We start from the raw sequence: 25,074 nt of genomic DNA, 5'->3' as shown, positions 1-25,074 counted from the left end.
GGTTCCCCCTCCTTCAGTATCATTTTCTATGATGACCTTAATGCATTTCGATAGTTTCTTGGCGCATAATACGCTGCAGAACAAGGGTAGTAATCAGTGAAACGATTAGGATCATGACACCAATGGCTGCTCCATAACCGAAATGATATTGTTGAAAAGCCATCCGATACAGATAAGATCCCATAACTTGGGTCGTATTATCAGGCTGTCCGCCGTTTGTCATTAATTGAACAATGACGAATGATCCATTGAGAGTCGTAATGACAATGTTTACAATGGAAACCTTAATTTGCTCCCAGATGAGCGGCATGGTAATGTGGCGGAATTGCGACCATTGACCAGCTCCGTCTATATTAGCTGCCTCATAGTAGGAAGCAGGAATATTCACGATTGCAGCAATCATCAAGATCATATAGAAGCCGATACCAGCCCATATCGTTGGGGGTAATAGCATCCAGATCGTATGCTGTGGAAATCCTAACCAAGTAATATCGACTTTATTTCCTGTGAATAGTGACAAGAACGCATTCAGGAATCCAATTTGCGGATTGTAGATGAAGTTCCAGAGCACACCGATAACAACAACGGAGATCACATTCGGGATAAAGAATATTGCGCGGAAGAAGCCAGAGCCTCTTAGCTTGAAACGAGTTAAAGCAACAGCAAAGAACGTCGCCAGAATCATAATGCCAATGACCTTACCAACTACTAAAAAATAATCATTCCCGATGGCTCTAAGTACAATAGGATCCTTAAATAATTCGACGAAATTATCAAACCCAATAAACGTGCTATTCTCTGACATTCCTGACCAATCATAGAATGACTTCTGCAAAGCTTGTATAACAGGGTAGATCGTAAACACACAGAAGAAAAGAAAAGTCGGAATGATGAATGAAGCGATGAACAAATTCCGTTTCCACATTTTCGAGTTGGTCTTCATTCTATCCTCACCGTCCTATCATTAAAATGGCGGAGAACTCCTAAGGCTAATGCCTCGCTAGTTCTCCGCACTGCTTCATTCAGTTCCTATTTCTTTTGTTTCGCTACGACATCAGATACACGTTTAACCCACTCTTCAGGAGTAATTGTACCAATCGTCAATGCCACTGTTGCATCTTGCATCGCTTTGTCAACGTCAGCCGCGAAGGAGACTGTTGGCACTACAACTGTTTCAGGAGATGACAAGAATTTCGCCGCATCTTTAACAAAGTTAGGTGCTTTGGAGGAGGAGATGTCACCTTTTACGTTGGAAGGAGCGCCGCTCAACTCAGCCCATTGGGAAGCTTGTGTTTTAGAGAATACGAATTGCATAAACGCTTTTGCTGCATCTTTGTTTTTCGCTTTTTTCGCAACTGCAAACGTAGAAGTCGAAGTATTAGCTACAACTTTTCCACCTTTATCTTGTGTGATGGATGGAATGAATCCGAAATCAAAGGAAGCAGGAACGTCTTTGGCCATTTCGTTTGGCAGCCATAGACCGTTCGGGATAAAAGCATCCTTGTGCTGCAGGAACAAGGATTGGGAATCCGTGTGGTTGATTTGTACGGATGCTTTGTCGATGTAACCTTTGTCACGAAGCTGAACGATTTTATTAAGACCTTTAAGGATAGCTGGGTTTTTCCAAGCTTCTAGATTATTTGTAGACATGTCTTGCAGCAATTTGTAGTCATTATTGTTAGCAGATACGATAGCTGGAAGCAACACGCCACCGTTGATGTAATAAGGGTATTTACCTGTGTGGATGAAAGGATTAATGCCAGCACCTTTAATTTTCTCACTTACCGCTAAGAATTCTTCGAAATCTTTTGGCTCAGCCCAACCTTTATCTTTGAACAGGGCTTTATCGTAGAAAATACCCCATGAGCTCATTACGAAAGGAACGTTGTAGATTTTACCATCGAACTCTTGTGGCTTTTGAGCAAGCAAATCAATGATTTTCTCGCCGTCAACGTTTTTAGCATCTTTGATCCAATCCGTCAAATCTTCAAGCTGTCCGTCTGTAACCATTTGGCGATCGAACAATTCAGGTCCATCGATATATACGAAATCAGGTGGGTTTCCAGCGATCCAACGGGGTTTCATTTGTTCGTTGATTTTTGGTCCCGCACTTTCTTTAATTTTCAGATCAGGGTTTGCTGCTTGGAAATCAGCAATAACTTTTTTCCACCATTTGTCGCCATAACCGCCAACAAAGTACTGGATTTCAAAATCACCGGTTAATTTTTTGGGACCAGCAGCTGTTGGGGCCGCTGAAGCAGCTGTAGTCGGCGCCGCCGATGCAGCTGGTTTTGTTGTTTCGACTGGTGTAGATTTACCACAGCCTGCCGCCACAAGTACCATGGACGCAGCTAAACCCATTGTTGACCATTTTTTCATATTCATGTGTTCATCTTCTCCCTTTTTTAATAAGTCTGATGGTTATTTATGAAGTAGCGTATTCCTAACTTTAACTTTCCTTGTAGTTTGCGCTACCAACTCCCTTCAGGGTTATCATTTTGGCAAAAATAAAAAGGGCATAGTTATAGAAGAAGACTTACATTCTTCAATAACTAATGCCCTTACGGTAACATGTTATTAAAACTGACATATTCAATTATATTCGGCGTTTCGTGTGATTAAATCTTACAATAAAATGACATGGTCGTCAATACTTGATTTTAAAATCATTTTTACATTCATATTCTATGAACGACCCTACTTATGCTATGATAGAACCATATTCATTAATCCCCAAGGAAAAGGTGATTCCTATGTCCAAACGTAAACCGATCATGTCCAATCGTAGAGCCAAAGAAGAAATCAATAAGAAAGCGATCATTTGGACAGGATCCATTTTGCTTGTTGTCATCATTGTTATGACATTACTGATCATTTTGGACAAATGATTAGGAAAGAAGTGATTGAAATCATCACATTTTGAATTGTAATCGCTTTCTACATCGTTGTCAAGGGTAAAACTTGGAACGCTAGTACATCATGACAAAACCGTCTGAAGCATATTCAGGCGGTTTTTGTCATGTTCCATGGGTTAATCAAGCCATTTATATTTCTTACTAGGGTTGCTGTCATTAGTCTGTAATGGAAGACCAAAAGATTGATCTGGCTTCCCTCCCCCAGCTCCGAGTCCCGGACTTCCGCCGCCATTACCATTTCCACCATCTGAATTTGAAGGAGGTGGTAATACCCCTTTACCAATCGTCACTTTCGTTTCATGAGTTACCATGTTATAAAGCTCTTCAATGTCCGCTTGCTGCATGCGAACGCAGCCATGTGACTCATCTTTCCCGATGCTGGAGGGCTTATTCGTACCATGAATCGCATAAAGTGTATCCGACAAAGTCATTCCTCGACTGCCAAACTCCCCATTTGATTTGCCATTCGGATTGCGCACCTTTTCACTAATGAAGAACTCCCCCTGCGGCGTCTTCTCGCCTCCTAAGCCAACTGGATAGCTTCGGATGATGAAATCTCCACTAACGAGAGCCAAACGATGCTTATCGGTATCAATTACAATCCTAAGCGGTTCCAGCAGTGGGTCTGTGGAAGCTTTCGGTTGCAAACTCGATGGCGAAGCCTGTTCTTTGAGCTCTCGTTTCGGCTGCTCGTTTTTATCTACCGTTTGTAACGAATCCTGACCTTTCCCCGTTTTTGCGCTTTCAATTACCTTACTTACAGCTTGAGGGAAGACCTCCTGCATTTCGGGAGAGAGTCCCGGCAAGAGATTATCTGGGTAAGGTTTCGTAAGCTGTTCGGGTTTCTCTGGCGGCGTTCCCGTCTTTTTTTGGTAGGCCTGGATTGCACTTTGTAAGACAATAGCTTGCTCACGTTCATGCATCCAATTATCTATGACAGGAACAAGCGCAGAGCTATCTGCGACCTGACAGGAACAAGTCTGAGACTGGTAATACTTTAATGCCGCTGAACCCTCGCCTCCACCTTTATTCTCAACGCTGATCAAAGGCTTCACCGACCTATTCCACTCGTTCCATTTACCATCCGAACTTTGAGGAACTCCCATGATGACAGATTCCCCGGCACCAGATCCTGAGGAAGACAGTACTTGTTGAAGCTTATTGCCCCAATCACCATTAGAGAAATAGAGTTTTAATCCAGAAGTCCCTTCCTGTTTAGGGGTTGCAGGTGCATTAACTGCCGCTGGAGCAGCAGCAGCAGCAGCAGTCTCATCCGGGATGTTCCCCGTATCGTTCTTCGCTAAATCCATTGCAGCGGGAACAGCTAGCAGGAGTAGAATGACCATTAACGGCATCCATTTCCCTTTACCACTGGGCTTGCTTTTAACAGATGTCACAGTACCTTTATGTAAGGCTGAAGCAGGTGAAATAGGTAGAGGACCTTCTATTGTTATTTTCTGGCGTTCGAAAGCCTCATAGATCTCCCCAGACTGCGCGAAACAATACGCTGCCTTGCCTTCCTTTCCTTGTGCTGCGTATTCCCTGCCTAATAAGTACCAGGCCATTTTATGATCAGGATGTTCTTTCACATATTTTTTGAGATAAAGAGGATCTTCGATCGGATTATGTTGGAAAAATCGTTCCAACTGATCAATGCGATTCTTGTCCTTCAATCTAGAAAACCTCCTATCGACAACTTTGTAACTCTCCTTCATTTATCGGCAAAATTTACTTAGAGATGAAGTCATGAAAAAAAAGAGCCTAGACAAGGGTTTCCCCTTGCCAAGCTCATCATCCGGATTGCTTATTTCAAATAGGATTTCGTACGTAAAATGGCTGTTTGGTGAGCGGCATCCCATTGGACATCCAAGCCGATTTGCTCTGCGAAGAAACGCACCGGCACATAAGTACGGTCTTGTTTCACATAAGGAGAAGCATCCGTCACTTGTTTGATGTCTGATTGACCCGCTTGCTTACGTACAACGCCTGTCTCACCAATCGTTAGCTCAACTGTAACATCACCTTTGATAAGCTGAACGACTGATTTCCCAGCTAACTCAACATATTTGACTTCATAGCCAAATGTTTCACTTATGGCACGAACTGGAACCATCGTACGTCCACCCTGAATCTCAGGCTTTGCATCGAATGAAATCACTTTATTATCATTTACCACTTTTACTTCGTTATTGTTTGCTAGATCTCCCGGCAAATGGTAAGGAGCTACTCTACGAATTTTGTTATTAGAGGAGTCTGCTACCACAATATTACCTTGCGCGGTTACTAGAACGTCGCTCGGATTGTAAAACTCAGCTGCTTGTTCTACGCCGTCCGTTTCACCAGTTTGGACCGTCCCCGCAATCGTTGAAACCTTACCATTCAGTAAATAACGAATCACATGATTCAAACTATCTGAGATTAAAACCCCGCCTTCGGAAGTAACTGCAAGCCCTTTAGGGAAGTCAAACTTCGCCTTAAGCGCGTCTCCATCAGCAAAGTCCCCACCTGCATATAACTCGTTTTTATCATAAATCGTATGATTGCTTAATTCGGGTGTCGATCCAGCCACCGTAGTCACAGTCCCTGCTTGGAGGTCGATATAACGTATACGTTGGTTGCCTGTGTCACTTACAAACAAATTGCCTTTGCTATCTAAAACCAATCCAGTAGGTTCATTGAACTTCGCCGTGGCTAAGCTGCCGTCTTGAAATTCACCAGCGAAAGAAGCTTCCCCTGGACGGACTTGAATAGCTCGAGTCGCAGCCGCATTCAAAGTAGAAACACTGCCGTCGACTGCTATTTTACGGATAACATGATTGAGCGAATCTGCGACATACAGGGTTCCATCCGCAGCTACCGCAACATCACTTGGGTGATTAAATTTTGCCTCAGCACCTTTTCCATCTTTATTGCCAGGAACGCCATTTCCAGCCAACGTGGAAACTTGTCCATTCGTATCCACTTTCCGAATTGCATTATTAGCTGAATCAGCTACATACACATTCCCTTTGGCATCTACAGTTAACCCTGTCGGCTCATTGAAAAAGGATTCTGATGATTTCCCATCAACTAGACCTCCTGTTGGAAAGCCCTGATTATTCTTCGTCACAACAACTTCTGGGCCTGCAAAAGTGGTTACTTTTCCATCCGAAATTTTACGAATGAGATGATTCCGTGTATCCGCGACAAGAATACTGCCATCTGAAAGTTGAACAACACTGCCCGGAGCACGGAATGCCGCACTTAGCGCATCCCCGTTCTTATCTTCAAAATCACCGATCCCCGCGAAGGTCGACACGTCTGATAGGATCTGTCCATTGCTGGATAACAGAGCATCCGTTGACAATCCTGCCGCCCATGTGGATGAACCTCCCAATAAGGTTGCGGCCACTAGGGATGAAACGAGTATATGTTTTAAGGGTTTCATTGGTTTCTCCTTTTACTTTTTTACGTGTGTGTATTAAACTCCAGGAATGTTAATCGTAATGTTTGCTGGTAAGGGTACTTCAACACTCTGAACGGAAGCACCATTCTTACGAACAATGACAATTTTGCCAACCTGTATCGTATGTGAACCATATCCATGCAAAGGAATCGTAACTAGTTTTTTAGCACTTGTAATCTCTATATTTCCTGATGTGCTTCCAAAATTGGTTACCGCATAGACGAGTTCTTTTTGATTTGAACCTTGATATTCTTTAACATGATCGGCGCTATTCGCTGACTCGAAGATACTTCCATTTATAACAGGTACATTGGAATTGTAGGAAGTATTTTCGCTATAAAGAAGATGAACTTCTACGCCGTAAATATCTTTTTCTTGAGCTTTAACAAAATCACTTAAGTTAATATCCAAATTAAACTCACCCATCGTACTATTTGGGATCACACTTGCAGCCAAACTAACTTTTGGTGTTAGAACTGGAGGTGAATCTGTATCTCCTGAATTCCCAGAGTTCCCTCCAGACCCAGGTACTGAAGCATTCGTCCCATTCTGCTTATCATATTGTGCTTCAGCTTCTGCTTTAGCCTTCTCCTCCGCTGCTTTCTTCTCTTCTAGAATCTTTTTCTTTTGGTCTTCCAAAGCCTTAAGCGCTGATGCCAGCTTATTTTTGAGCTCTTCCTGCTTCTTCGCTTCTTCCTGTTGCTTTTTGAGCTTTTCTGCTTCAAGCTTTTGAAGCATTTCTTTCTTTATTTTTTCTTTTTCTGCATCGACACCTGCCGTTTTATCTAATTCTTTCACATTGTTTAAATCTAATTTTCTTTCTTGTTTATCGATTTTTGCATTTGCTTGTTCAATGATTTTATTCAAAGACTCTTTATCAACCTTATTTTCCGCGAGAGCCTTCTTGGCAATATTACCTATTAAGTTATCTAAGTTTTGTTTCACTTTATCTAATTCAGCCTGATCCTTCACAGATAAGGAAGTCTTATCATCTACGAGTTTGCCATCTTCGATTTCTTTCTTTTTCTTAGCAATAAACTCATCATTTTCTTTATCAATTTCGGCTTTGTTCAGGATAATCTCTTTAATGATTTCCGGTGAAGCATCCTTTATAAAATCATTTAAATCAAGGAAATCTACTTTAAGAGACAGATCATCCGTCTCATCCCTAGCATCCAAAGAAATTTGTTGCGTCGGATACAAGTATGTAATAGTAGTCTTTTGAGTGGAGTCAGCTCCATTCGTTACCGTCGATGCGGAGACTTTCCCTGCTCCAACCGCCATCTTAATTGCGCCTGTTTTCGGATCAACAGTAACAAAGAACTGCGTTCCACGAACACCCATAACAGCTGTCGGAGTCTCAACTTCAAATTCATCATCTGATCCAGCTAATGACTTCACCTTGACCCACATGGAACCGGCCCATACTTTAAGCTTGGATTTCTTATTTCCATTTGCGGTATTTAGGTCTGACACGTTAATCTCAGCATTTTCGCCTAAAGTTACGTCTGCATCCCCATTGCTTAGATTAAGGGTAACAGATGAGCTAGCTCCTGTGTAAACCGTATCGCCTTGATTTAAACTCATACTTTCATAGGCATCATACGATTTGGAGCCTCCGCCTTTCTTAATTGTTACATCCCCGGATAATGAAGCAATGACAGCTACCCGAACGGTTTTTGCGTCCACAGGTTTTATAAGCACCGCTGATACCAAACTAAACACTAAACAAAAACTTAAGAATAATGCCACAAATGATTTCTTAGTTACTCCCACACCGAATTCCTCCTCAGCATTCATTTATTAGAGATTCCCGATAACTTCATATACCGCCACGGGCTTTTCTTTTCCTTTTACTTTAATTTCACCGATGGATTCTATCTCAAAAAGGTCCTTGACCCTCGCAAAGGTCTGCTCACTGATTAGAATTTGACCTGGTTTCGCGTTCGCTTCTAATCTTGCTGACAAGTTAACCGTATCACCGATAGCTGTATAATCAAGCCTTAGATCTTCAGAACCAATGTTTCCAACAACCGCAGGTCCACTGTTAATACCCAGACCGAACTTCACTCCGATTCCATACTTCTCAATCAATCTCTGTTCAAGAACTGTGGCCTGTGACTTCATCTCAATAGCAGCTCGCACGGCCATCTCCGGGTGATTATCATATTCAATCGGTGCGCCGAACATTGCCATGACACCATCACCAATAAATTTGTCGAGCGTCCCGTTAAATTTGAAAATAGCTTTCGTACACACATCCAAATACTCATTTAATACTTGAATAACTTGCTCTGGCTCAAGTCGTTCGGACATGGGGGTAAACCCGCGAATATCTACGAAAATAAGCGAGATATCTTTACGACTGCCGCCAAGCTTAACATCTTCACCTGATTGCAGCAGCTCGTCTACAACCGTTTTGGAAACGAACCTTCCGAAGATACCGGTTACGCGGTTGCGCTCCTTCCGCTCTTCTAGGTAATGACTCACCAATGACCAAATATAGATCGTAACCAGAGCAAATTGCGGGTATACAAGAGGAGCGAAGGTTGATCCAGCAATGTAGAAGGTTAACCATACGCCACCATAAATCACGAACATTCCTAGGAAAATAAATAGGGCTGTTTTGCCTTTATATCTATGAAATAAGAAAATGGCAAGCAAAGAAATAAGTAAGATAATACCTACGCCAAAAGGCTTATTTGTATCTTTATAAAACTTGCTTTCTAATAACGTTTGAATCATATTCGCATGTATTTCGATCCCAAACATCTTAACAGAGCTGATTGGTGTTGGATATTCATCCTGCATGGCCGTTACGAAAGGTCCCACCAACACTATGCTGCCTTGCAAGGGCAAGGGATTTTTACTATTAATAACATCAATGAAAGAGAGTGATTCATAACCTGTTGTAGCATCTACTTTCTGCCTCGGCAGTGTGAAAAACTCAGTAGTAACTTGATTTCTTTCGTTAGTCGGCATTACGATATTGCCGCGTTTCCATTGTCCGGTTGCTTCATCTCGCTTCACTTTATCCTTATCATCCAGAACTAGATTGGCAAGCGCAACGCTGAACGCAGGTATGTATACACCATTCTCATCAGGCAGCCCAACTGGCAGCTTCCGAGCCTTTCCATCCTTATCGACAAACACATTAATATGTGCCATTTGCTGCCTACTGGTTGTTAGTGTTGGAGTGGGGTAGTCGATTTTCTCAGGCACAAGATCGCCTGCTTGCTCTTGCTTGGAGGGATAGTTAATTTGGACGGGCATAATGACATTATGATACTTGGCCAGAACATCAGCCAAAGCTTTATCGTCAGCGGGGTTTTTCGAAGGTTCAGCTAGCACGACGTCGATACCAATTGCTGTTGCGCCTGACTGCTCTAGTTTCTCTATCAATTGCGCATAGGTAGTTCGATCCCAAGGAAATTTCCCGATTGCTTTAAGTGATTTCTCATCAATCTTAACAATTTTGATGCGATCCTCTGGCTGACGTTCATCCACAGATTTAGCTTTCCGCAAAACATCTTGGAGGGGCCCCTCAACAAAATAAAACAATCCGCTAGAGTTAACCGTGTAGAAATATGTCGAAAATAACATCAACAAAAGTCCTACCGTTAAAGTTTGAATCCATTTCTTCTTACCCATAAGATCCTCCCAATGTTTACTAGCTTCATTGTAAGATGGCACGTAGAAAATGGCAATAAATAGTTACACGTAAATACAATTTATATCAAAAAAAGAGCTCAATCCCTTTACAGGAACTGAGCTCTTTCGACATTCTGCGAATCACTTCACAAAATTATGTTTTATACTGATTAGCTAAAAGGTGTATCCGCTACTTTAATGGAATCCGTCGGGCAGCCATCTTGTGCATCCTGTAGATCATCAAACAGATCTTCTGGGATTTCAGTTACCCCTTTGTTGCCGTCTCCATCAAAAATCACTTCAGCCAAACCTTCATCATCGTAATCATAGATGTCTGGAGCTGTAGCTCCGCAAGCGCCACAAGCGATGCAAGTATCTTTATCAACAAATGTATACTTTGCCATGATTTCTAACTCCTCCTCAAATTATCCTCAATGTAAAATATAATATAAATACGGACAAAGTTCAAACCTTAAAATTAATTACTCTCAAAATATTGTTCAATAAAGTCAGCTATACCAGGGATATTGTTCAAATCGAAGGAAGGAAAACCTCCAAAATGAAAGGTGAAATCGTTCATATCTGTTGCAATAGCAATGGGCTCAGGCTCAAGAACTTGAATAATTTCACTTTGCTCTAGTGTACGGAAGACAGCAATCTTTGGATGCTTTTCCTTCTTGAAGCCTTCGATAAAAACATAGTCTAGATGTGCATACGCACTTAACTGTTCTTCTAGACTTGGCTTTAGCTTCTTCACGAACACATGAATCCCATCTGGTGATAGGGTTACAACTGCTTCTGCACCCGACTCTACAAAAGTTGTGGAGTCCGTCCCTGCTGCTTCTTTATAATGTCCATGCGCATCATGTTTCATTACGGCTATCCGATAGCCGCGCTGCTTCATTTCTACGATTAACTTAGCCACTAACGTTGTTTTTCCGCTGTTCGAATAACCTGCAAAGCCAATACAATGCGCCATCCTTTGTCACTTCTCCTCTTCTTTGTGAAGGGGATTGTTCCTCAAATGATCCATTTGCAGGGAAGTCCCTCTCGCTTTATGATTTCTAATTAACGTAGCAGGATTGTCGCCCATCATCCCTGCGGTTAGAATCGCATTTTCCCCGAATTTATCACGAAGTCCATCCATAATACGGTTCAAATTTTCTCGTTTAGGCTGCTTTTCATAATCAAATAGATCCAACTGAACGAACGTTTCTTCCTTCATCGTTAGATTCTGCAGCGTAATCCCAAGCAGCCGAACAGGGTTGCCTTCCTCCCATTGATGATCATATAACTGACACGAGGTTCGATAAATATCATCCATATGCTCAGTTGGCGTAGGCAAGGTTACGGATCGTGTAATCGTCCTCATCTCCGGATCACGAATCGTGATCTGGATCGTGGATGCCATTAGCTCCTGCTTGCGAAGTCTTCTTGCTACTTGATCCGCCAGATTTAAGAATACTCGGTGAATTTCTTTGGTATCGGTAAAATCCTGCGGCAGCGTTGTCGTATGCCCAATGGACTTGCTCTGTTCTTGTTCTGGGTTTACTAGTGAATGATCAATCCCATTAGCTGAACGCTTCAGATGCGCACCTAAGATGCCAAAGTGTTTACTTAGCAGCAACTCGTCCCCAGCTGCCAGCTGACCTAACGTATGGATGCCAAGTCTAGTCAGCTTATCCGCCGTCTTTTTGCCAATGCCATATAAATAGTTGCACGGTTTGTCCCACAATACAGTGGGTACATCCCTTAATCGAAGCACAGAAATCCCATTTGGCTTCTTCATATCAGAACCCATCTTGGCAAGCAGCTTATTGGGGGCAACGCCAATCGAACAGGGCAGCTTCAGTTCCTTCATGATCTGTTGCTGAATGTTATTCGCGATCTCAAGTGGCGTTCCAAATTGCTTGGACCCTGTTATATCGACGAAACACTCATCGATTGACATGGATTCCACCATAGGTGAATAACTATAAGCAATCTGCATAAACCTCCTTGAGAAGCTTCGATATAGCTCGAAATCAGGTCTTATCAGTATCAAATCCGGACATAACTTCATCGCTTGCCTAACTTGCATACCTGTCTTGATCCCCACAGCGCGCGCCGCATAAGATGAAGTAACAATTATCCCTTTACGAAGCTCAACGCTGCCAGCAACAGCCAGAGGCTTTCCTTTATATAAATCAGGCTCAACGGCCTCATGAACAGAGCAATAGAATGCATTCATATCTATATGCAATATGACTCTACCTTGCTTGGGATAATGATGCTGAGTTGTCACCATTTATATTCCCTCCCATTGATAAACGACCAACTATTAGAGCCATTTTCAGCATACAAAAAATTATACTTTCAAGCAAACGTATTTTTGCGTTATGATGTCTTTACCCATACTATTATGGTATAATCGTAAATTATACATTAGCGCTTTAAAGCAAGCACAAGCACCTGCACATCAAGCACCGAAGTCACTTTGCTAGCTTTTGAAGGAGGAACCTATGCCAACATCAGTCAAAATCTTCGACACCACACTACGAGACGGTACGCAAGGAGAAGGCATCAGCTTATCCGTCGAGGATAAAATTAAAATTGCCCGCAAGCTCGATGAGCTTGGGGTTCATTATATTGAAGGCGGATGGCCGGGCAGCAACAGCAAAGATATTGAATTTTTTGAACGTGCTCGCGACATGAAGTTCACAAATGCGAAGATTACTGCATTCGGCAGCACACGGCGTAAAGATTCCATTGCTGCGGATGATATTAATCTGAACAGACTCGTGGAGTCAGGCGCTCAGGTAGCAACCATCTTCGGTAAGTCCTGGGACTTCCATGTCACAACAGCTATTCAAACTACACTTGAAGAAAATCTTGCCATGATCTACGACTCCGTTCTTTATTTAAAAAGCAGTGGTCTTGAAGTCATCTACGATGCCGAGCATTTCTTCGACGGTTACAAGAATAATCCCGAGTACGCCCTGCAAACAATCAAAAAAGCACAGGATGCCGGAGCTGATTGGATAGTCCTATGTGACACTAACGGCGGCTCATTACCTGGAGAAATTACTGCCATTGTCACTACTGTTAAACAAAATGTCACCACCCCCATCGGAATTCACGCTCATAATGATTGTGAATTAGGTGTAGCAAACAGCCTTGCCGCTGTACAAGCAGGAGCAGGACAGGTCCAAGGAACTATTAATGGCTATGGAGAACGCTGCGGTAATGCTAACCTTAGCTCCATTATCCCTAACCTTCAGTTAAAGCTTGGCTATTCGGTTATTTCCGATGAGCAACTCAAATCATTAACGCCAGTTTCGAGATACATTAGCGAAATCGCCAACATGCATATGCCTGTTAATCAGCCATATGTCGGGAATGCGGCATTTGCGCATAAAGGCGGTATTCACGTTTCAGCCATTCTCAAGGATGCTAGCACGTATGAGCATACGAAGCCTGAACTCGTTGGCAATAAACAACGTGTACTTGTTTCAGAGCTTGCGGGGCAAAGCAATGTATTAGTGAAAGCCCAAGAATTGAATCTTGACTTTAATAAAGAGCATCAGAAAACCAAAGAAGTCATTGAGAAAATTAAAGATCTCGAGCATCAAGGCTACCAATTCGAAGGAGCCGATGCCACACTAGAGCTTTTGCTGCGCGAAGCATTCGAAGGTCTAGAAGAGATTTTCACATTAGAATCATTTAAAATGCTTGTTGAGAAGTCCGCTAATCAATCGGTTGTCTCCGAAGCCATTGTTAAAGTGAAGGTTCATGGCGAAACGATCTATACCGCGGCAGAAGGCAACGGTCCAGTAAACGCTCTTGACAATGCCTTACGTAAAGCTTTGATCCAATATTACCCTGATATTAAGAACGTCCATCTCTCCGACTATAAGGTGCGTGTCCTTGATGTGAAAGGCGCTACTGCCGGTAAGGTTCGCGTTCTGATGGAATCGACTGACTTCAATACCACATGGAACACGCTTGGAGTGTCCAGTAACATTATTGAAGCAAGCTGGTATGCTCTCGTAGATAGCTTGCGATATGCATTAATCGGAAGAAAACGTGTCGAGCCTGCGAACAAAGATCAACAAGAGCGCCTAGGTTTAGTGAACCATTAATGAGTAAACTTCACTCAAGGTTGAATGACCGAGTTTAAAGACAAGAAAAGCTGCAAAGAGCACGCCAACCATCGGCGCTTTCTTGCAGCTTTTTTACTCTTTAATGAGACTTGCAATTTTCTTATCCAAATCTCTAGGAGAGAGTACATGAACGACCTCGCGAATGACCCCATTTTTATCGATTAAGAAACTGGTTGGAATAGCGACCACTCGATAAGTATCCGCATTCGTTCCTTGCTTATCTAATAACACCGGGAATGGGTATTTGTAGGTTTCCACAAACTTCGTAATGTTCTCCATTTTATCACCAGGTGTCACATTGACCGCGTAGAGATCAAACTGCCCTTGATATTTGTTGTACACATTAACCAAATCCGGTGCCTCTTCCTCGCATGGACCACACCATGAAGCCCAGAAATTAACGAACAAAGGCTTATCACGCGGCCCACCAATCGTGTAGTCTTTCCCATCAAGCCCTTTTAACGTAAACGAAGGGGCCAAGAAATTCACTTTTGGCGCTTGCTCAGTAGGCATAAGTGTCGCTTTATTCTCGCGTTGGGCGTTTTGATAAATAGCAAAACTGGCTAATATAACCACCAGGGCTATCACAAACACATTCCTCTTCAAAGCACTTCCACCTCCACTCTGTCTATATTATCTCCAAATTCGCCAAAATTCCAACATCAACGAATAAAATCCAAAGTATGCTTTCAACTTATTTGGGAAAAGTAAACATACATCATGTTCTGAAAGGACTCTCATCATAATGACTACAAAAGCAGCCAAGGGCAAAAAAATTTCCGAAAACATATTTGAAGACAAAACTGAAAGCAAACCTAAAAACAAATCTAAAAACAAAAAAGGCCACATCTGGGAATACATCGCAATAGCAACGATTCCCTTAGTTCTTGTGTTAGGTAATTCGATGCTAGTTCCTATTCTACCTGATATGCAGGAAAGGATGGGCATATCGCGCTTTCAGAGCTCACTCGTCATCACCTTGTTCTCCATTACAGCCGGTATCATCATTCCTGTATCGGGTTATTTATCAGACCGTTTTACACGTAAAGCTGTCATCATCCCTTCGCTTATAGTTTACGGCTCTGCAGGCGTTCTAGCAGGCCTTGGAGCTGTTTGGAACTCCTATCCTATCCTAATAACAGCACGAGCTATACAAGGCTTAGGAGCAGCAGGGACAGCCCCTATCGCGATGGCTCTTGTAGGAGATTTATATAAGGGAGGAACCGCGAGTAAAGCGCTCGGGCTCATAGAGGCTTCTAATGGGGCCGGTAAAGTCGTAAGCCCGATATTAGGTTCTTTATTAGCTTTAATCGTTTGGTTTGCGCCATTTTTTGCATTCCCTATATTCTGCGTGTTAGCTCTGCTCGCTGTTATTTTTATGATTAAGGAACCGCCTAAAGAAAAGGAAGCGGAACCACTTAAGGATTACTTAAAGCAAATTCGCAGCATTTTTCGGGAAAAAGGCCGCTGGCTCATCCCTGCATTTTTTGCTGGCTCCATTTCGTTATTTATTCTGTTCGGCGTTCTCTTTTATTTATCACAGATATTAGAAGAGGAACCTTATAGCATTGAAGGTGTTCGCAAGGGATTTATTCTCGCTATTCCTTTGCTTTGCATGGTCATTACCTCCTATACCACCGGTGCCAAAATCAAAGAGAACGTCGTATTGATGCGCTGGTTAATGAACATCGGACTCATCCTAATGACCGTTTCGCTAGCATTAGCGATCTTCCTAAATACCAATCTCTACATATTTATTGGTTTACTTTCGTTGAGTGGAATAGGAACTGGTCTGCTGCTGCCTTGCCTAAATACACTGATTACCGGATCTGTAGAGCGTGAACAGCGTGGAATGATAACCTCGTTGTACAATAGTCTCCGTTTCATTGGTGTAGCTTGCGGTCCACCACTTTTCGGATGGCTTATGAACATTTCGGATAAAGTCATATTCATCACCGTATCCTCCTTGGCACTTCTCATGCTTGCCCTCGTATTCTTCTTTATTAAGCCTAAAGGGGAAATGAATAAAAAAGCATGATATACTAACCTCATTCTTAACAAGCACATCGATTAGGTGAGGTGGATAGAGAGTGAATGTATATATGAAGCAAAATTTATACAAAGATCTTCACATGCACAGCTTGCAGCAACTTCCTGAAGAAGCATGCGGCTTCATTCTCGGTGGACAAGCCCCTAACAAGAATGAAGCGCTGCAAGCGAGTACCTTTATTCCTTTACGTAATATCGCAAGTAACCCTAGGAATCGTTTTGAAATAAGTCCCGTTGAGATGCTCCCATATCTTATGGACAGCAACAACCCCGTGATCGGTCTTTTCCATTCGCACCCGACGGCTCCTCCCGTTCCTTCGGAACAGGATCTGCAAACACTCTGGCATTCGATTCCTACCTATTGGATTTTATCCTTTCAGCAACCGCAACACCCCGAACTACAGCTTTACCAAATAAAAAAAGCCCCCCAGACCTCTTATCACAAACTTTCGTTTGTCATCGGTCAGTGATGGCTTAATAAGGCGTACAAATCACCTAAAGTATCTACATTTCTTGACTTTATTTCCTCCATGAATCTAGACCACAGCTGCGCAGTCATAAGGGAATCCTCAAGTGCATGGTGGCGATTCATTATCGGAATATCATAGGCATGAAGCAGAGAGTCCAAACTCAAATTTTTCCTCTTCGGCATTAGCCATTTGGCAATCATCATGATATCGAGAACACGATGTGATAAGCTCACTTTGGACGTGCGCCATAGGGCCGAGTTCAAGAAATTTTTATCATGTCCGGTTGCATGAGCAACCAGTATTCTTTGCCCAACAAACTCCAAGAAGTCACTTAACACCCCTATTAATTCAGGCGCGTCAGCAGCCATTTCGTTCGTAATACCGGTTAGGTTCACAATCTCATCCGGAATCTTACGTTTTGGATTTACCATACTATAGAAGGTATGATTACTTTGCACTTCACCGCCAATAACAGAGACGCCTCCGAATGAAATAATTTCATCACCGTTATAAGGAGAGAATCCCGTCGTTTCCAAATCAAAAACAACGATTTCCATCGAGTGAAGCGGTATTTCAAACAGGGAATCTTTCCTTTGCTCCTTCAACATGGAACGAATAAAAGCCATCTGTTGAGCACTCTGCACATCAAACATAGACGTAAGCGCTGGCGTAAGGCCACCCATTTTGTACAAATGCCACATTCGCCCAGCTGGTCGCATATCTTTCATTTCGAATCACCTCTCCCTACCAATGAAACATAAATCCCGTTATATCTAACCTTTTTCTGTCTCTAAGCGTGAATCGATTGATTTTCTAACATACTTTTGTAACTCCATCCCCGTACGCAGGCAATGTTTTAATTCTTGCTTTAATTCTTTGGTCAACTGATCAGCATTTAATTTGCCTCTTGTCGTATACATCTCTCCATCAAGCTGATGAGGTGTCAAATCTCTAAGCTTAAGCGCAACTCCAAAAGCAGCCTGCCATTCAACGGCTAATTGTTTAGGAATGAAGGAAGTTTCCTGCAGCAATCTAATTCTCTCCAACGTTGATGATTGCATGATCCCTGCTTGAATAGCAAGAAGTCGAATCCCATTTACTATAGGAATATAAGCGCCATATTTAATGTCAAATCCACCTGCATCCTCCCCATATCTCTCTCTAATCAGATGTCCGAATACGCCCAATGTTATTCTGTGATGGAGTGTATTGGATAACAAATACTTCAAGATACTCGGATGTTCCTGAACATAAGCAAGAAACTCGCCTTTGAGCCGGTCAACTAAAGCTTTAGAACCGAAGATACAGCGCATATCAGCAAGGATGAGCAAATAACGAACATTTTCCCAATCCGGTTCCATAAACCATGCTGTCATCATCTCAATATACGAGGATAACGACTTACGCCATAGCTTGTTGCTCGAGATCACATTGCCTTCACAAGGCGGATAGCCCAAAATATCAAGACCACGAAGGATACAATCTACAAGTTTGATAAAATAGTCATCTAATTGTTCCTCTGTGTGATTTTCACTTTCTCCATAAATAAGTCCGTTATCTTGATCACTCCAAAGCGTTTGTTCACCTCTTCCACCACTGCCGAGCAAAATAAATGCATAGGGAACGGGCGGTTTCCCAAACCCTTCATCCTCCAACATATGTTCAGACAGTTCTATCGTTCTATGAATAAAGGCATCGTGTATTTGATTTACTTTTCGTCCAATTTCAGATGAATGAGAGAAAAGGAGATGCTCCCGAAACATCTCATGCACCTGATCTCTGGTTATTCGCATCTCATCGAACTGTTCCGATTGATAGATACGCTCCAGGATCTGTTCCATTGAGAGATGATTCATGTTGCATCCCCTTTGCTCTAGTAGAAAGTGTATGTGGTATTAAACGGACGCGCCGTTTTGAGCTGCTTTTTTCATTTGTTCCGGATATCCGTATGAACCATGCTCAGACAAATCCAGACCGATAATTTCTTCTTCTTCTGTAACACGAAGGCCAATTGTAGCTTTCAGTATGCCTAAGATAATGAAAGAAAGAATAAGAACGAATACTAATGCTCCAGCTAAACCTAGTGCTTGAACGCCTAGTTGGTGCAAACCACCGCCGTAGAACAATCCAGCACCGCCAACACCAACCTTCGCCGAAAGCTCAGGTGTAGCGAACAAACCAGTGGAAAGAGTACCCCAAATACCAGCGATACCATGAACGGAGAAAGCATAGATCGGATCATCGATGCCAGCTCTTTCAAACCATTGTGCTGTGAAGAATGTAACAATACCAGCTACTGCACCGATGACGATGGCAGCCCAAGTATCTACGAATGCACAAGCTGCTGTAATTGCAACTAGCGCTGCAAGAACACCATTCAACATGCTAGGAATATCTGCTTTACCAAAGTACATCCAAGAAATGATGAGAGCCGCAACCCCGCCTGCCGCAGCAGCCATGTTCGTTGTCAGAGCAATATAACCGAAGAACCCATCACCCATTGCACTTAGTGTACTACCTGGGTTGAAACCGAACCAACCGATCCAAAGAATGATAACACCGAGAACAGACAACACTTGGTTGTGACCAGGAATTAAGTTTGGCGTTTTATCTTTATTATATTTGCCAATACGTGGTTTTAACAAGATAGTAGCTACAAGAGCTGCTGTTGCACCTTGTAAGTGAACAACCGTTGATCCCGCAAAATCTTGCATACCAAGCTTGCTCAACCAGCCGCCGCCCCATACCCAGTGAGCAACGATTGGATAAATCACGACTGTAAACAAAATTCCGAAGATGAAGTAAACTGGAAGTTTCGCTCTCTCTGCAAAACCGCCCCATGCAATCGCTAAGGATACACCTGCGAAGGCTAGTTGGAACAAGAATTTAATACCAATTGGTACATCTGAGAAAGAAAGAGATCCGAATGCTGCTGCTGCTTGATCTTCTAAACCTGTAACGAAGAACCCTGTCGTTCCGAAGAAAGCATTTCCGTCACCGAAGGCGAAACCGAAACCTACAGCCCAGAAAGCGATGGCGCATAAGCCAAAAGTTAAAATTGTTTTACCGGCTACGTGACCGGCATTTTTCATTCTAGTAGACCCCGCTTCTAATAATGCAAAGCCAGCTTGCATGAAGATGACCAAGATAGCTGCTAACATAACCCAAACTGCATCGATTGCACTTTGAAGTTGGGGTACTGTCGCTTCATCTGCAGCAAATGCGAGAGTAGGGAATAATAATGCCATAACGCCGAAAGCTAACAACAACTTCTTAACCATACGACCACTTCCTTTTTAATGTTATATTAAGTAACATGTAATGAAACTCTTAATGTCATTATATACAGGTTAAATGGGTTTGACAATAGGATTTTCTTTAAAAAATTGAAAAAAGCGAAAAATAACCTGACATCGAACAGGCATAATTCGTGTTTTCGTTCATAGATCGAGCAAAATGTTACAATTCCTATCCTAAAATCCATGTCAGCTTTGAAAAGTATTACGTTTGACTGTACGGTTTGTAATCAGGTATCATTAATATATAGAAGAATTCATACAAAACATTGGAGTAGAGGTGAACTTATTATGGGGAAAGAGAAGCTTTATAAAATCGGAGAACTAGCCAAACTTGCCGATGTCAGTTCTCGAACCATTGATTACTACACCAAGTTGAACTTGATTGAACCCGAGAAAAGATCAGATACAAACTACCGCCTTTATAGTGATGAAACTTTGACGCGACTTAAACGTATTGAATCTATGAAGAACGAGAAATATACCTTAGAGGAAATCAAAGCGAATTTACAACAATGGAGTAAAGTGTCCCCAGATGATACAGTGAGAGATAAGCTGACATCTATCCAGCTTCATTTAGAGCAGCTAATGAAAGAAGCTAAAGAGCTGGGACCCATCATCCAACAGTTGAAACCAAATCAAATGAAGAAGCTTTCCCGAATACTTACTCAGCCAACTGCGGCCTGTATTGAAGCGCTAATTGTTCTTCTAGGTAAAAATCCGTTCTCATAACGAAATACGGAGGAATGTCAAATGTTTTTTCATCCCATGGATTTTCTCATTATTATTGCATTCGGACTTTCGTTGTGGGCCTCGTTTCGAGTACGGGGAACATTCAACAAGTGGTCCCAAGTTCCAATTTACTCAGGAATGACGGGTGCTCAGGCGGCAAGACGCATGCTTGATGCCAACGGACTGTATGACGTTCCCGTAGAAGCTGTACCTGGCACCCTGTCAGATCACTATGATCCAATAGCCAGAGTAGTACGTTTATCTGAACCCGTCTATTACGAAAGCTCCATATCTGCTGTTGCTGTCGCCTGTCACGAGGTAGGCCATGCCATTCAACACCAAGTTCACTATCCCATGCTTGTCGCAAGGCACCGCATGTTCCCGGTTGTCAATTTCGCCTCCGGTGTAGCTCCCTTGCTCATACTAGCCGGCTTCTTCTTCCAGCAGATCCCATGGCTGCTCGGTCTTGGCATTATCTTTTTCGCAGCAGCTGTTGCTTTTCAATTAGTTACACTGCCAGTGGAATTTAACGCCAGCTCAAGAGCCCGAGATTTAATGATCGCTGAAGGCTTCATCTCTAATGAAGAAGAACGCGGGGTAGCTAAGGTATTAAATGCAGCCGCTCTTACGTATGTCGCAGCCGCTTTAATCTCCGTTCTTGAACTTCTGAAATATATTATGATATTTAATGGCCGTAATAGCGACGACTAAACATAAAAGCTCATCTTGTACGGTGTTATTCACACATACAAGATGAGCTTTTGTTCATTGAAAGTAATCACATAGAAACCGTCTGAAAACTTCAGCCACCAAAGGAAGCTTTTCACTTTTGCGGCAAATTAAACCGACAGTTCTAGTGACCACAGGATCGGTCACACGAATTTTGACCGGCTGCATTTGACCGCTCTCCATTAAAGCCATAGAAGGAAGCAAGCTAACTCCCATACCCGCGGCTACTAGCCCGCGAATGGTATCTGTTTCTTCACCTTCGAACTCAATCTTCGGAACGAAGCCCGCTTTCATGCAAGCCTCCATCACAATCGTACGCAGCGTATATTCTTCACTAAACATAACGAATGGTTCATTCTTTAATTGTTCCAATCGAATGGATGTGTAATCCGCAAGGATATGATTGGAGGGAATAATCGCATACAGCTCTTCGGTTAACAAAATTTCACCCGAAACATGCTCATGTGTTTCTGGGAATGGCGAAATGAAAGCCAGATCTATCTCTCCCTTAGAGACATCTCGGATTAGGGACGTATAGGTCCCTTGACGAAGCCTGAATTTAACGTTTGGGTGATCTTTTTTAAAGGCTGCAATGACAGCAGGCAGCAAATTGATGACCAGACTATGCGGAAACCCAATACGAATTTCCCCGGCTTCCGGGTCAAGAAATTCGTGTATCTCACCAACAGCACGTTCCAAGTCCGTCAGTATCCCCTCGACCCGGCTTAAGAATAAATGACCTACTGAGGTAAGGTGAAGATTACGGCCTTTTTGCACGAACAAATTAATGCCCAGTTCTTCTTCTAAAAGATGAATCTGCCGGCTAACGGCTGACTGCGCCACATGCATTTCTTCTGCTGCTTGGGTCACATGCTGTTTTCTCGCTACTTTTACAAAGTACTGCAATTGTCTTAATTCCACTTGGATAAATCCCCCGACTTTTCTTACGTGATTGCGATCTTATGCGATCTTTAAACATTTAAATTATAGCCTTACAGTAACGATTGGACAACCTAAGTTCAAAAAGCTTATAATAAATAAGTTGTTATTCAGTATGGAAATTAAAGGAGGAAACAGTTCACATGGCACAAGAACGTACTGGTGTTGCTACCATTAAAGGCAATCCGATTACTTTGGTAGGACCTGAAATTAAAGTGGGTGACAAAGCACCTAACTTCACAGTAAACAAAGATTTGATGACTCAAGTTTCCCTCGCAGATTATGCAGGTAAAGTAAAGCTGATCAGCGTTGTTCCATCTTTGGATACAGGCGTTTGTGATGCACAAACTCGCCGCTTCAATGAAGAAGCAGCAGGTCTAGGCGACAATGTTGCTGTTCTGACTATCAGTGTTGATCTTCCTTTTGCACAATCCCGCTGGTGTGGTGCGGCAGGTATTGACAAAGTGATCACTTTGTCCGATTACAAAACAAAATCCTTCGGCGAAGCTTATGGCGTATTGATCAAAGAACTTCAACTTGATATGCGTTCCATTTTTGTTATCGATGCGAATGATACCGTTCAATACGTTGAGTACCTAGGCGAAATGACGGCTCACCCTAATTATGAAACAGCCGTTGAAGCTGTCAAAAAATTAGTTTAATAAGCACAAAATAAAACAGCAAGGAGGCCTAGCTTCCCTGCTGTTTTTGTTTTTGTTATCCTTCAATCTTATATGGAGCAAGCTTTCTGTCTAATTGTTTATAAATATCTATAATAGTACGGTAATTGGAACCCAAATCCCCCATCGAGCCTCGGGATGCTGAATAAATGTCTACCGCGGTTTTCACGGGATTAATCCCAAATAGCGTTAACGTAACATCCTGTGTTCGTCCAGTCATTGTTTTACGTTCCGCGAGAATTTCGCCTACATTTTGAACTTCGTGGAGAAGTTTATAGCCCGGCGTTTTTTTCAGAACGGCAGTGACTTCTTCCCATACTTGTTCTTTAGGAAGCTTATAATATCTTGTTTTAAGCAAAGGATCTTTGGCTTTATCTCCGGTCGTTTCATGACTGCGAAGTAATCCGATTAAAGTTCTCTTAAGCAAAAGCCTTTTCCCCCTTCAATGAAGTACATATAGACCACTTGCCATTTCTACACTGCTCTCTATCTTACCATTGTTTAGGCTTAAGAAAAAGAGGGGAAATAAAAATCGGAGGATCGCTCCTCCGATTTTCCATTTATATGCCCTATTTTATTACCCAAAAAAAGTAGCGTAAAGTAAGTATGCATTCAATCCTGCTATCAAAATAGCTACAAACCAACTTAGTAAAATCATCCACTTTGGCGTTACAAGCTCCCCCATCTTCTTTCGGTCCGAAGTGAACGTAACAAGCGGTATAACTGCAAAGGAAAGCTGCAAGGATAAAATGACCTGACTGAGAATGAGTAAATCGGTAGCGCCGCTCTCTCCATAAATACCGATGACAATGACCGCTGGAACGATCGCGATCATTCGAGTTATCAATCGGCGCAGCCAAGGAGTGAGTCTGATATTAAGGAAGCCCTCCATTACAATCTGACCGGCAAGTGTACCTGTAAGCGTAGAGTTTTGCCCTGAAGCTAGCAACGCAACAGCAAATAGAATACTCGCGGCACCTGTGCCCAGCATAGGTCCCAAAAGGTGATAAGCATCTTGTATCTCTGCTACTTCCTTACCTGCTGAATGAAAAGCCGCTGCAGAAAGAATGAGTATCGCGGCATTGACGAACAAAGCCAGCATTAAAGCTACCGTCGAATCTATTGTGGCAAACTTAATTGCTTCACGTTTACCTTCTACCGTCGGCTCGATTTTGCGTGTTTGGACGATAGAAGAATGCAAATATAAATTATGAGGCATGACAGTAGCTCCTAGAATACCTAGGGCGATATATAACATAGCAGGATTCGTTACAATTTCCGTTTTAGGAATGAAGCCAACGGCAACAGCTGCAAAGTCAGGTCTCGAGAAAATAAGTTCCATCACGAAACAAAAAGTAATTAGAGCGATTAAACTAATGACCATGGCTTCAATATATCGGAAACCCTTTTTTTGCAGCATAAGAACCAATAGAACATCTAACGAAGTAAGAATGACTCCATAAATTAGCGGTATACCGAATAGCAACTGTAAGGCAATCGCAGCACCAATGACTTCAGCTAGATCACATGCTGCAATAGCTAACTCACATAACAACCATAGTCCGAATGAAACTGGTTTACTATAATGATCACGACAAGCTTGCGCTAAGTCTCGACCTGTAACAATTCCTAGACGGCCAGACAAAGCTTGCAGCAGAATCGCCATTAAATTTGATATTAAAATAACAGAAAGCAATGTATATCCGAATTGCGAACCACCTGCTAAATCAGTCGCCCAATTTCCCGGATCCATATACCCTACGGCTACGAGATAGCCCGGACCTACAAAAGCAAGCAGTTTACGGAAAAAGCCTGCTTTCTTTGGTACGCGCATACTATGATGGACTTCAGGCAGACTAGGCATTGACGTGTTGCCCTTCCATCCACTGGACTCTTGCTCTGGTTTTTTATATGCTATACCCATCTGATTACCCTTCTTTCACAAGACCAATAATGTTGTTCAAAGGAAACTTTATTTATAATTATACTATATGCCCCTATCTTATGCTATAGGTAAACAATCATG

23 protein-coding genes are annotated in these 25,074 nt (G+C 42.5%); 7 read left to right on the top strand and 16 right to left on the bottom strand.

The window, feature by feature from the left end; genetic code table 11:
* Positions 1 to 37: 37 nt before the first annotated feature.
* Together ASG85_RS13660 and ASG85_RS13655 are read right to left on the bottom strand one after the other, a co-directional pair.
* A complete protein-coding gene (locus tag ASG85_RS13660) occupies positions 38 to 943 on the bottom strand; it encodes a carbohydrate ABC transporter permease (RefSeq protein WP_057306952.1) in 906 nt (301 codons plus the stop codon).
* 86 nt (positions 944 to 1,029) lie between these two features.
* Positions 1,030 to 2,385: an ABC transporter substrate-binding protein gene (locus ASG85_RS13655; protein ID WP_057306953.1), complete on the bottom strand. Its 1,356-nt coding sequence runs from the start codon at positions 2,383 to 2,385 to the stop codon at positions 1,030 to 1,032.
* Between the two features lie 368 nt (positions 2,386 to 2,753).
* On the opposite strand from ASG85_RS13655, the gene ASG85_RS39575 reads away from it, so the two are divergent.
* Positions 2,754 to 2,888 (top strand): hypothetical protein, encoded by a 135-nt coding sequence (locus tag ASG85_RS39575; protein ID WP_268795937.1) that lies wholly within the window; start codon positions 2,754 to 2,756, stop codon positions 2,886 to 2,888.
* 143 nt (positions 2,889 to 3,031) lie between these two features.
* Here ASG85_RS39575 and ASG85_RS13650 read toward each other — a convergent pair whose 3' ends face one another.
* The 7 genes from ASG85_RS13650 to ASG85_RS13620 all read right to left on the bottom strand — a co-directional run bounded on the left by ASG85_RS13650 (position 3,032) and on the right by ASG85_RS13620 (position 12,298).
* Positions 3,032 to 4,588, bottom strand: coding sequence for a L,D-transpeptidase family protein (locus ASG85_RS13650; RefSeq protein ID WP_057306954.1), 1,557 nt, complete (start codon positions 4,586 to 4,588; stop codon positions 3,032 to 3,034).
* Positions 4,589 to 4,719: 131 nt separating this feature from the next.
* On the bottom strand, positions 4,720 to 6,342 hold the full coding sequence (locus ASG85_RS13645) for a stalk domain-containing protein (RefSeq protein ID WP_060646506.1): 1,623 nt from the start codon (positions 6,340 to 6,342) through the stop codon (positions 4,720 to 4,722).
* Positions 6,343 to 6,375: 33 nt separating this feature from the next.
* Positions 6,376 to 8,136: a FecR domain-containing protein gene (locus tag ASG85_RS13640; RefSeq protein ID WP_057306956.1), complete on the bottom strand. Its 1,761-nt coding sequence runs from the start codon at positions 8,134 to 8,136 to the stop codon at positions 6,376 to 6,378.
* 27 nt (positions 8,137 to 8,163) lie between these two features.
* On the bottom strand, positions 8,164 to 10,011 hold the full coding sequence (locus ASG85_RS13635; RefSeq protein ID WP_060646505.1) for an adenylate/guanylate cyclase domain-containing protein: 1,848 nt from the start codon (positions 10,009 to 10,011) through the stop codon (positions 8,164 to 8,166).
* Between the two features lie 170 nt (positions 10,012 to 10,181).
* On the bottom strand, positions 10,182 to 10,415 hold the full coding sequence (locus ASG85_RS13630; protein WP_047686106.1) for a ferredoxin: 234 nt from the start codon (positions 10,413 to 10,415) through the stop codon (positions 10,182 to 10,184).
* Between the two features lie 74 nt (positions 10,416 to 10,489).
* Entirely contained in the window at positions 10,490 to 10,990 is a 501-nt protein-coding gene (mobB, locus tag ASG85_RS13625; RefSeq protein ID WP_060646504.1) for a molybdopterin-guanine dinucleotide biosynthesis protein B, read from the bottom strand.
* Between the two features lie 6 nt (positions 10,991 to 10,996).
* Entirely contained in the window at positions 10,997 to 12,298 is a 1,302-nt protein-coding gene (locus ASG85_RS13620; RefSeq protein WP_060646503.1) for a DNA polymerase IV, read from the bottom strand.
* Positions 12,299 to 12,512: 214 nt separating this feature from the next.
* On the opposite strand from ASG85_RS13620, the gene cimA reads away from it, so the two are divergent.
* Positions 12,513 to 14,132, top strand: coding sequence for a citramalate synthase (cimA, locus tag ASG85_RS13615; RefSeq protein WP_060646502.1), 1,620 nt, complete (start codon positions 12,513 to 12,515; stop codon positions 14,130 to 14,132).
* Positions 14,133 to 14,225: 93 nt separating this feature from the next.
* On the opposite strand, the gene ASG85_RS13610 is transcribed toward cimA, so the two are convergent.
* Entirely contained in the window at positions 14,226 to 14,759 is a 534-nt protein-coding gene (locus tag ASG85_RS13610; protein WP_060646501.1) for a TlpA family protein disulfide reductase, read from the bottom strand.
* Between the two features lie 139 nt (positions 14,760 to 14,898).
* Here ASG85_RS13610 and ASG85_RS13605 point away from each other — a divergent pair, with 139 nt between their 5' ends.
* Both ASG85_RS13605 and ASG85_RS13600 read left to right on the top strand, forming a co-directional pair.
* Positions 14,899 to 16,191, top strand: coding sequence for an MFS transporter (locus ASG85_RS13605; protein WP_057306962.1), 1,293 nt, complete (start codon positions 14,899 to 14,901; stop codon positions 16,189 to 16,191).
* Between the two features lie 52 nt (positions 16,192 to 16,243).
* Entirely contained in the window at positions 16,244 to 16,672 is a 429-nt protein-coding gene (locus ASG85_RS13600; RefSeq protein WP_060646500.1) for a Mov34/MPN/PAD-1 family protein, read from the top strand.
* Here the strand turns inward: ASG85_RS13600 and ASG85_RS13595 are convergent.
* The 3 genes from ASG85_RS13595 to ASG85_RS13585 are packed head-to-tail and all read right to left on the bottom strand — an operon-like array spanning position 16,666 to position 19,953.
* Positions 16,666 to 17,400, bottom strand: a complete 735-nt coding sequence (locus tag ASG85_RS13595) for an exonuclease domain-containing protein (protein ID WP_060646499.1) — start codon at positions 17,398 to 17,400, stop codon at positions 16,666 to 16,668. The genes ASG85_RS13600 and ASG85_RS13595 overlap by 7 nt on opposite strands.
* A gap of 45 nt (positions 17,401 to 17,445) precedes the next feature.
* Positions 17,446 to 18,528 carry a DUF294 nucleotidyltransferase-like domain-containing protein gene (locus tag ASG85_RS13590; protein WP_060646498.1) on the bottom strand — a complete coding sequence of 361 codons (1,083 nt, stop codon included), beginning with the start codon at positions 18,526 to 18,528 and terminating at the stop codon, positions 17,446 to 17,448.
* 39 nt (positions 18,529 to 18,567) lie between these two features.
* Positions 18,568 to 19,953, bottom strand: coding sequence for an ammonium transporter (locus tag ASG85_RS13585; protein ID WP_057306966.1), 1,386 nt, complete (start codon positions 19,951 to 19,953; stop codon positions 18,568 to 18,570).
* A gap of 306 nt (positions 19,954 to 20,259) precedes the next feature.
* Between ASG85_RS13585 and ASG85_RS13580 the strand changes: the two genes are divergently transcribed.
* Entirely contained in the window at positions 20,260 to 20,700 is a 441-nt protein-coding gene (locus ASG85_RS13580; RefSeq protein ID WP_029193450.1) for a MerR family transcriptional regulator, read from the top strand.
* 21 nt (positions 20,701 to 20,721) lie between these two features.
* Entirely contained in the window at positions 20,722 to 21,411 is a 690-nt protein-coding gene (locus ASG85_RS13575; protein WP_060646497.1) for a zinc metallopeptidase, read from the top strand.
* A gap of 54 nt (positions 21,412 to 21,465) precedes the next feature.
* Here the strand turns inward: ASG85_RS13575 and ASG85_RS13570 are convergent, their stop codons facing one another.
* Complete coding sequence (locus tag ASG85_RS13570) at positions 21,466 to 22,350, bottom strand: LysR family transcriptional regulator (protein WP_057306968.1); 885 nt, start codon at positions 22,348 to 22,350, stop codon at positions 21,466 to 21,468.
* 161 nt (positions 22,351 to 22,511) lie between these two features.
* On the opposite strand from ASG85_RS13570, the gene tpx reads away from it, so the two are divergent.
* A complete protein-coding gene (gene tpx / locus ASG85_RS13565) occupies positions 22,512 to 23,030 on the top strand; it encodes a thiol peroxidase (protein WP_057306969.1) in 519 nt (172 codons plus the stop codon).
* Positions 23,031 to 23,085: 55 nt separating this feature from the next.
* On the opposite strand, the gene ASG85_RS13560 is transcribed toward tpx, so the two are convergent.
* Together ASG85_RS13560 and ASG85_RS13555 are read right to left on the bottom strand one after the other, a co-directional pair.
* The gene (locus tag ASG85_RS13560; RefSeq protein WP_029193446.1) at positions 23,086 to 23,475 is read right to left on the bottom strand and encodes a DUF1499 domain-containing protein; all 390 of its coding nucleotides are present in this window, start codon (positions 23,473 to 23,475) and stop codon (positions 23,086 to 23,088) included.
* Positions 23,476 to 23,625: 150 nt separating this feature from the next.
* Positions 23,626 to 24,972: an Nramp family divalent metal transporter gene (locus ASG85_RS13555; protein WP_060646496.1), complete on the bottom strand. Its 1,347-nt coding sequence runs from the start codon at positions 24,970 to 24,972 to the stop codon at positions 23,626 to 23,628.
* Positions 24,973 to 25,074: the final 102 nt, after the last annotated feature.

It is taken from the genome of Paenibacillus sp. Soil724D2, assembly GCF_001427935.1.
In the GTDB taxonomy this organism is placed as follows: Bacteria; Bacillota; Bacilli; order Paenibacillales; family NBRC-103111; genus Paenibacillus_E.
Note: the sequence above shows the minus strand (reverse complement) of the source record. Positions and strands in the feature narration are given on the sequence as shown.

Excerpts from the sequence above, each read along its gene's own strand:
- ASG85_RS13660 (WP_057306952.1), bottom strand. The coding sequence starts at position 943 with ATGAAGACCAACTCGAAAATGTGGAAACGGAATTTGTTCATCGCTTCA.
- ASG85_RS13655 (WP_057306953.1), bottom strand. The coding sequence starts at position 2,385 with ATGAATATGAAAAAATGGTCAACAATGGGTTTAGCTGCGTCCATGGTA.
- ASG85_RS39575 (WP_268795937.1), top strand. The coding sequence starts at position 2,754 with ATGTCCAAACGTAAACCGATCATGTCCAATCGTAGAGCCAAAGAAGAA.
- ASG85_RS13645 (WP_060646506.1), bottom strand. The coding sequence starts at position 6,342 with ATGAAACCCTTAAAACATATACTCGTTTCATCCCTAGTGGCCGCAACC.
- ASG85_RS13635 (WP_060646505.1), bottom strand. The coding sequence starts at position 10,011 with ATGGGTAAGAAGAAATGGATTCAAACTTTAACGGTAGGACTTTTGTTG.
- ASG85_RS13630 (WP_047686106.1), bottom strand. The coding sequence starts at position 10,415 with ATGGCAAAGTATACATTTGTTGATAAAGATACTTGCATCGCTTGTGGC.
- mobB (WP_060646504.1), bottom strand. The coding sequence starts at position 10,990 with ATGGCGCATTGTATTGGCTTTGCAGGTTATTCGAACAGCGGAAAAACA.
- ASG85_RS13620 (WP_060646503.1), bottom strand. The coding sequence starts at position 12,298 with ATGGTGACAACTCAGCATCATTATCCCAAGCAAGGTAGAGTCATATTG.
- cimA (WP_060646502.1), top strand. The coding sequence starts at position 12,513 with ATGCCAACATCAGTCAAAATCTTCGACACCACACTACGAGACGGTACG.
- ASG85_RS13605 (WP_057306962.1), top strand. The coding sequence starts at position 14,899 with ATGACTACAAAAGCAGCCAAGGGCAAAAAAATTTCCGAAAACATATTT.
- ASG85_RS13595 (WP_060646499.1), bottom strand. The coding sequence starts at position 17,400 with ATGAAAGATATGCGACCAGCTGGGCGAATGTGGCATTTGTACAAAATG.
- ASG85_RS13590 (WP_060646498.1), bottom strand. The coding sequence starts at position 18,528 with ATGAATCATCTCTCAATGGAACAGATCCTGGAGCGTATCTATCAATCG.
- ASG85_RS13585 (WP_057306966.1), bottom strand. The coding sequence starts at position 19,953 with ATGGTTAAGAAGTTGTTGTTAGCTTTCGGCGTTATGGCATTATTATTC.
- ASG85_RS13580 (WP_029193450.1), top strand. The coding sequence starts at position 20,260 with ATGGGGAAAGAGAAGCTTTATAAAATCGGAGAACTAGCCAAACTTGCC.
- ASG85_RS13575 (WP_060646497.1), top strand. The coding sequence starts at position 20,722 with ATGTTTTTTCATCCCATGGATTTTCTCATTATTATTGCATTCGGACTT.
- tpx (WP_057306969.1), top strand. The coding sequence starts at position 22,512 with ATGGCACAAGAACGTACTGGTGTTGCTACCATTAAAGGCAATCCGATT.
- ASG85_RS13555 (WP_060646496.1), bottom strand. The coding sequence starts at position 24,972 with ATGGGTATAGCATATAAAAAACCAGAGCAAGAGTCCAGTGGATGGAAG.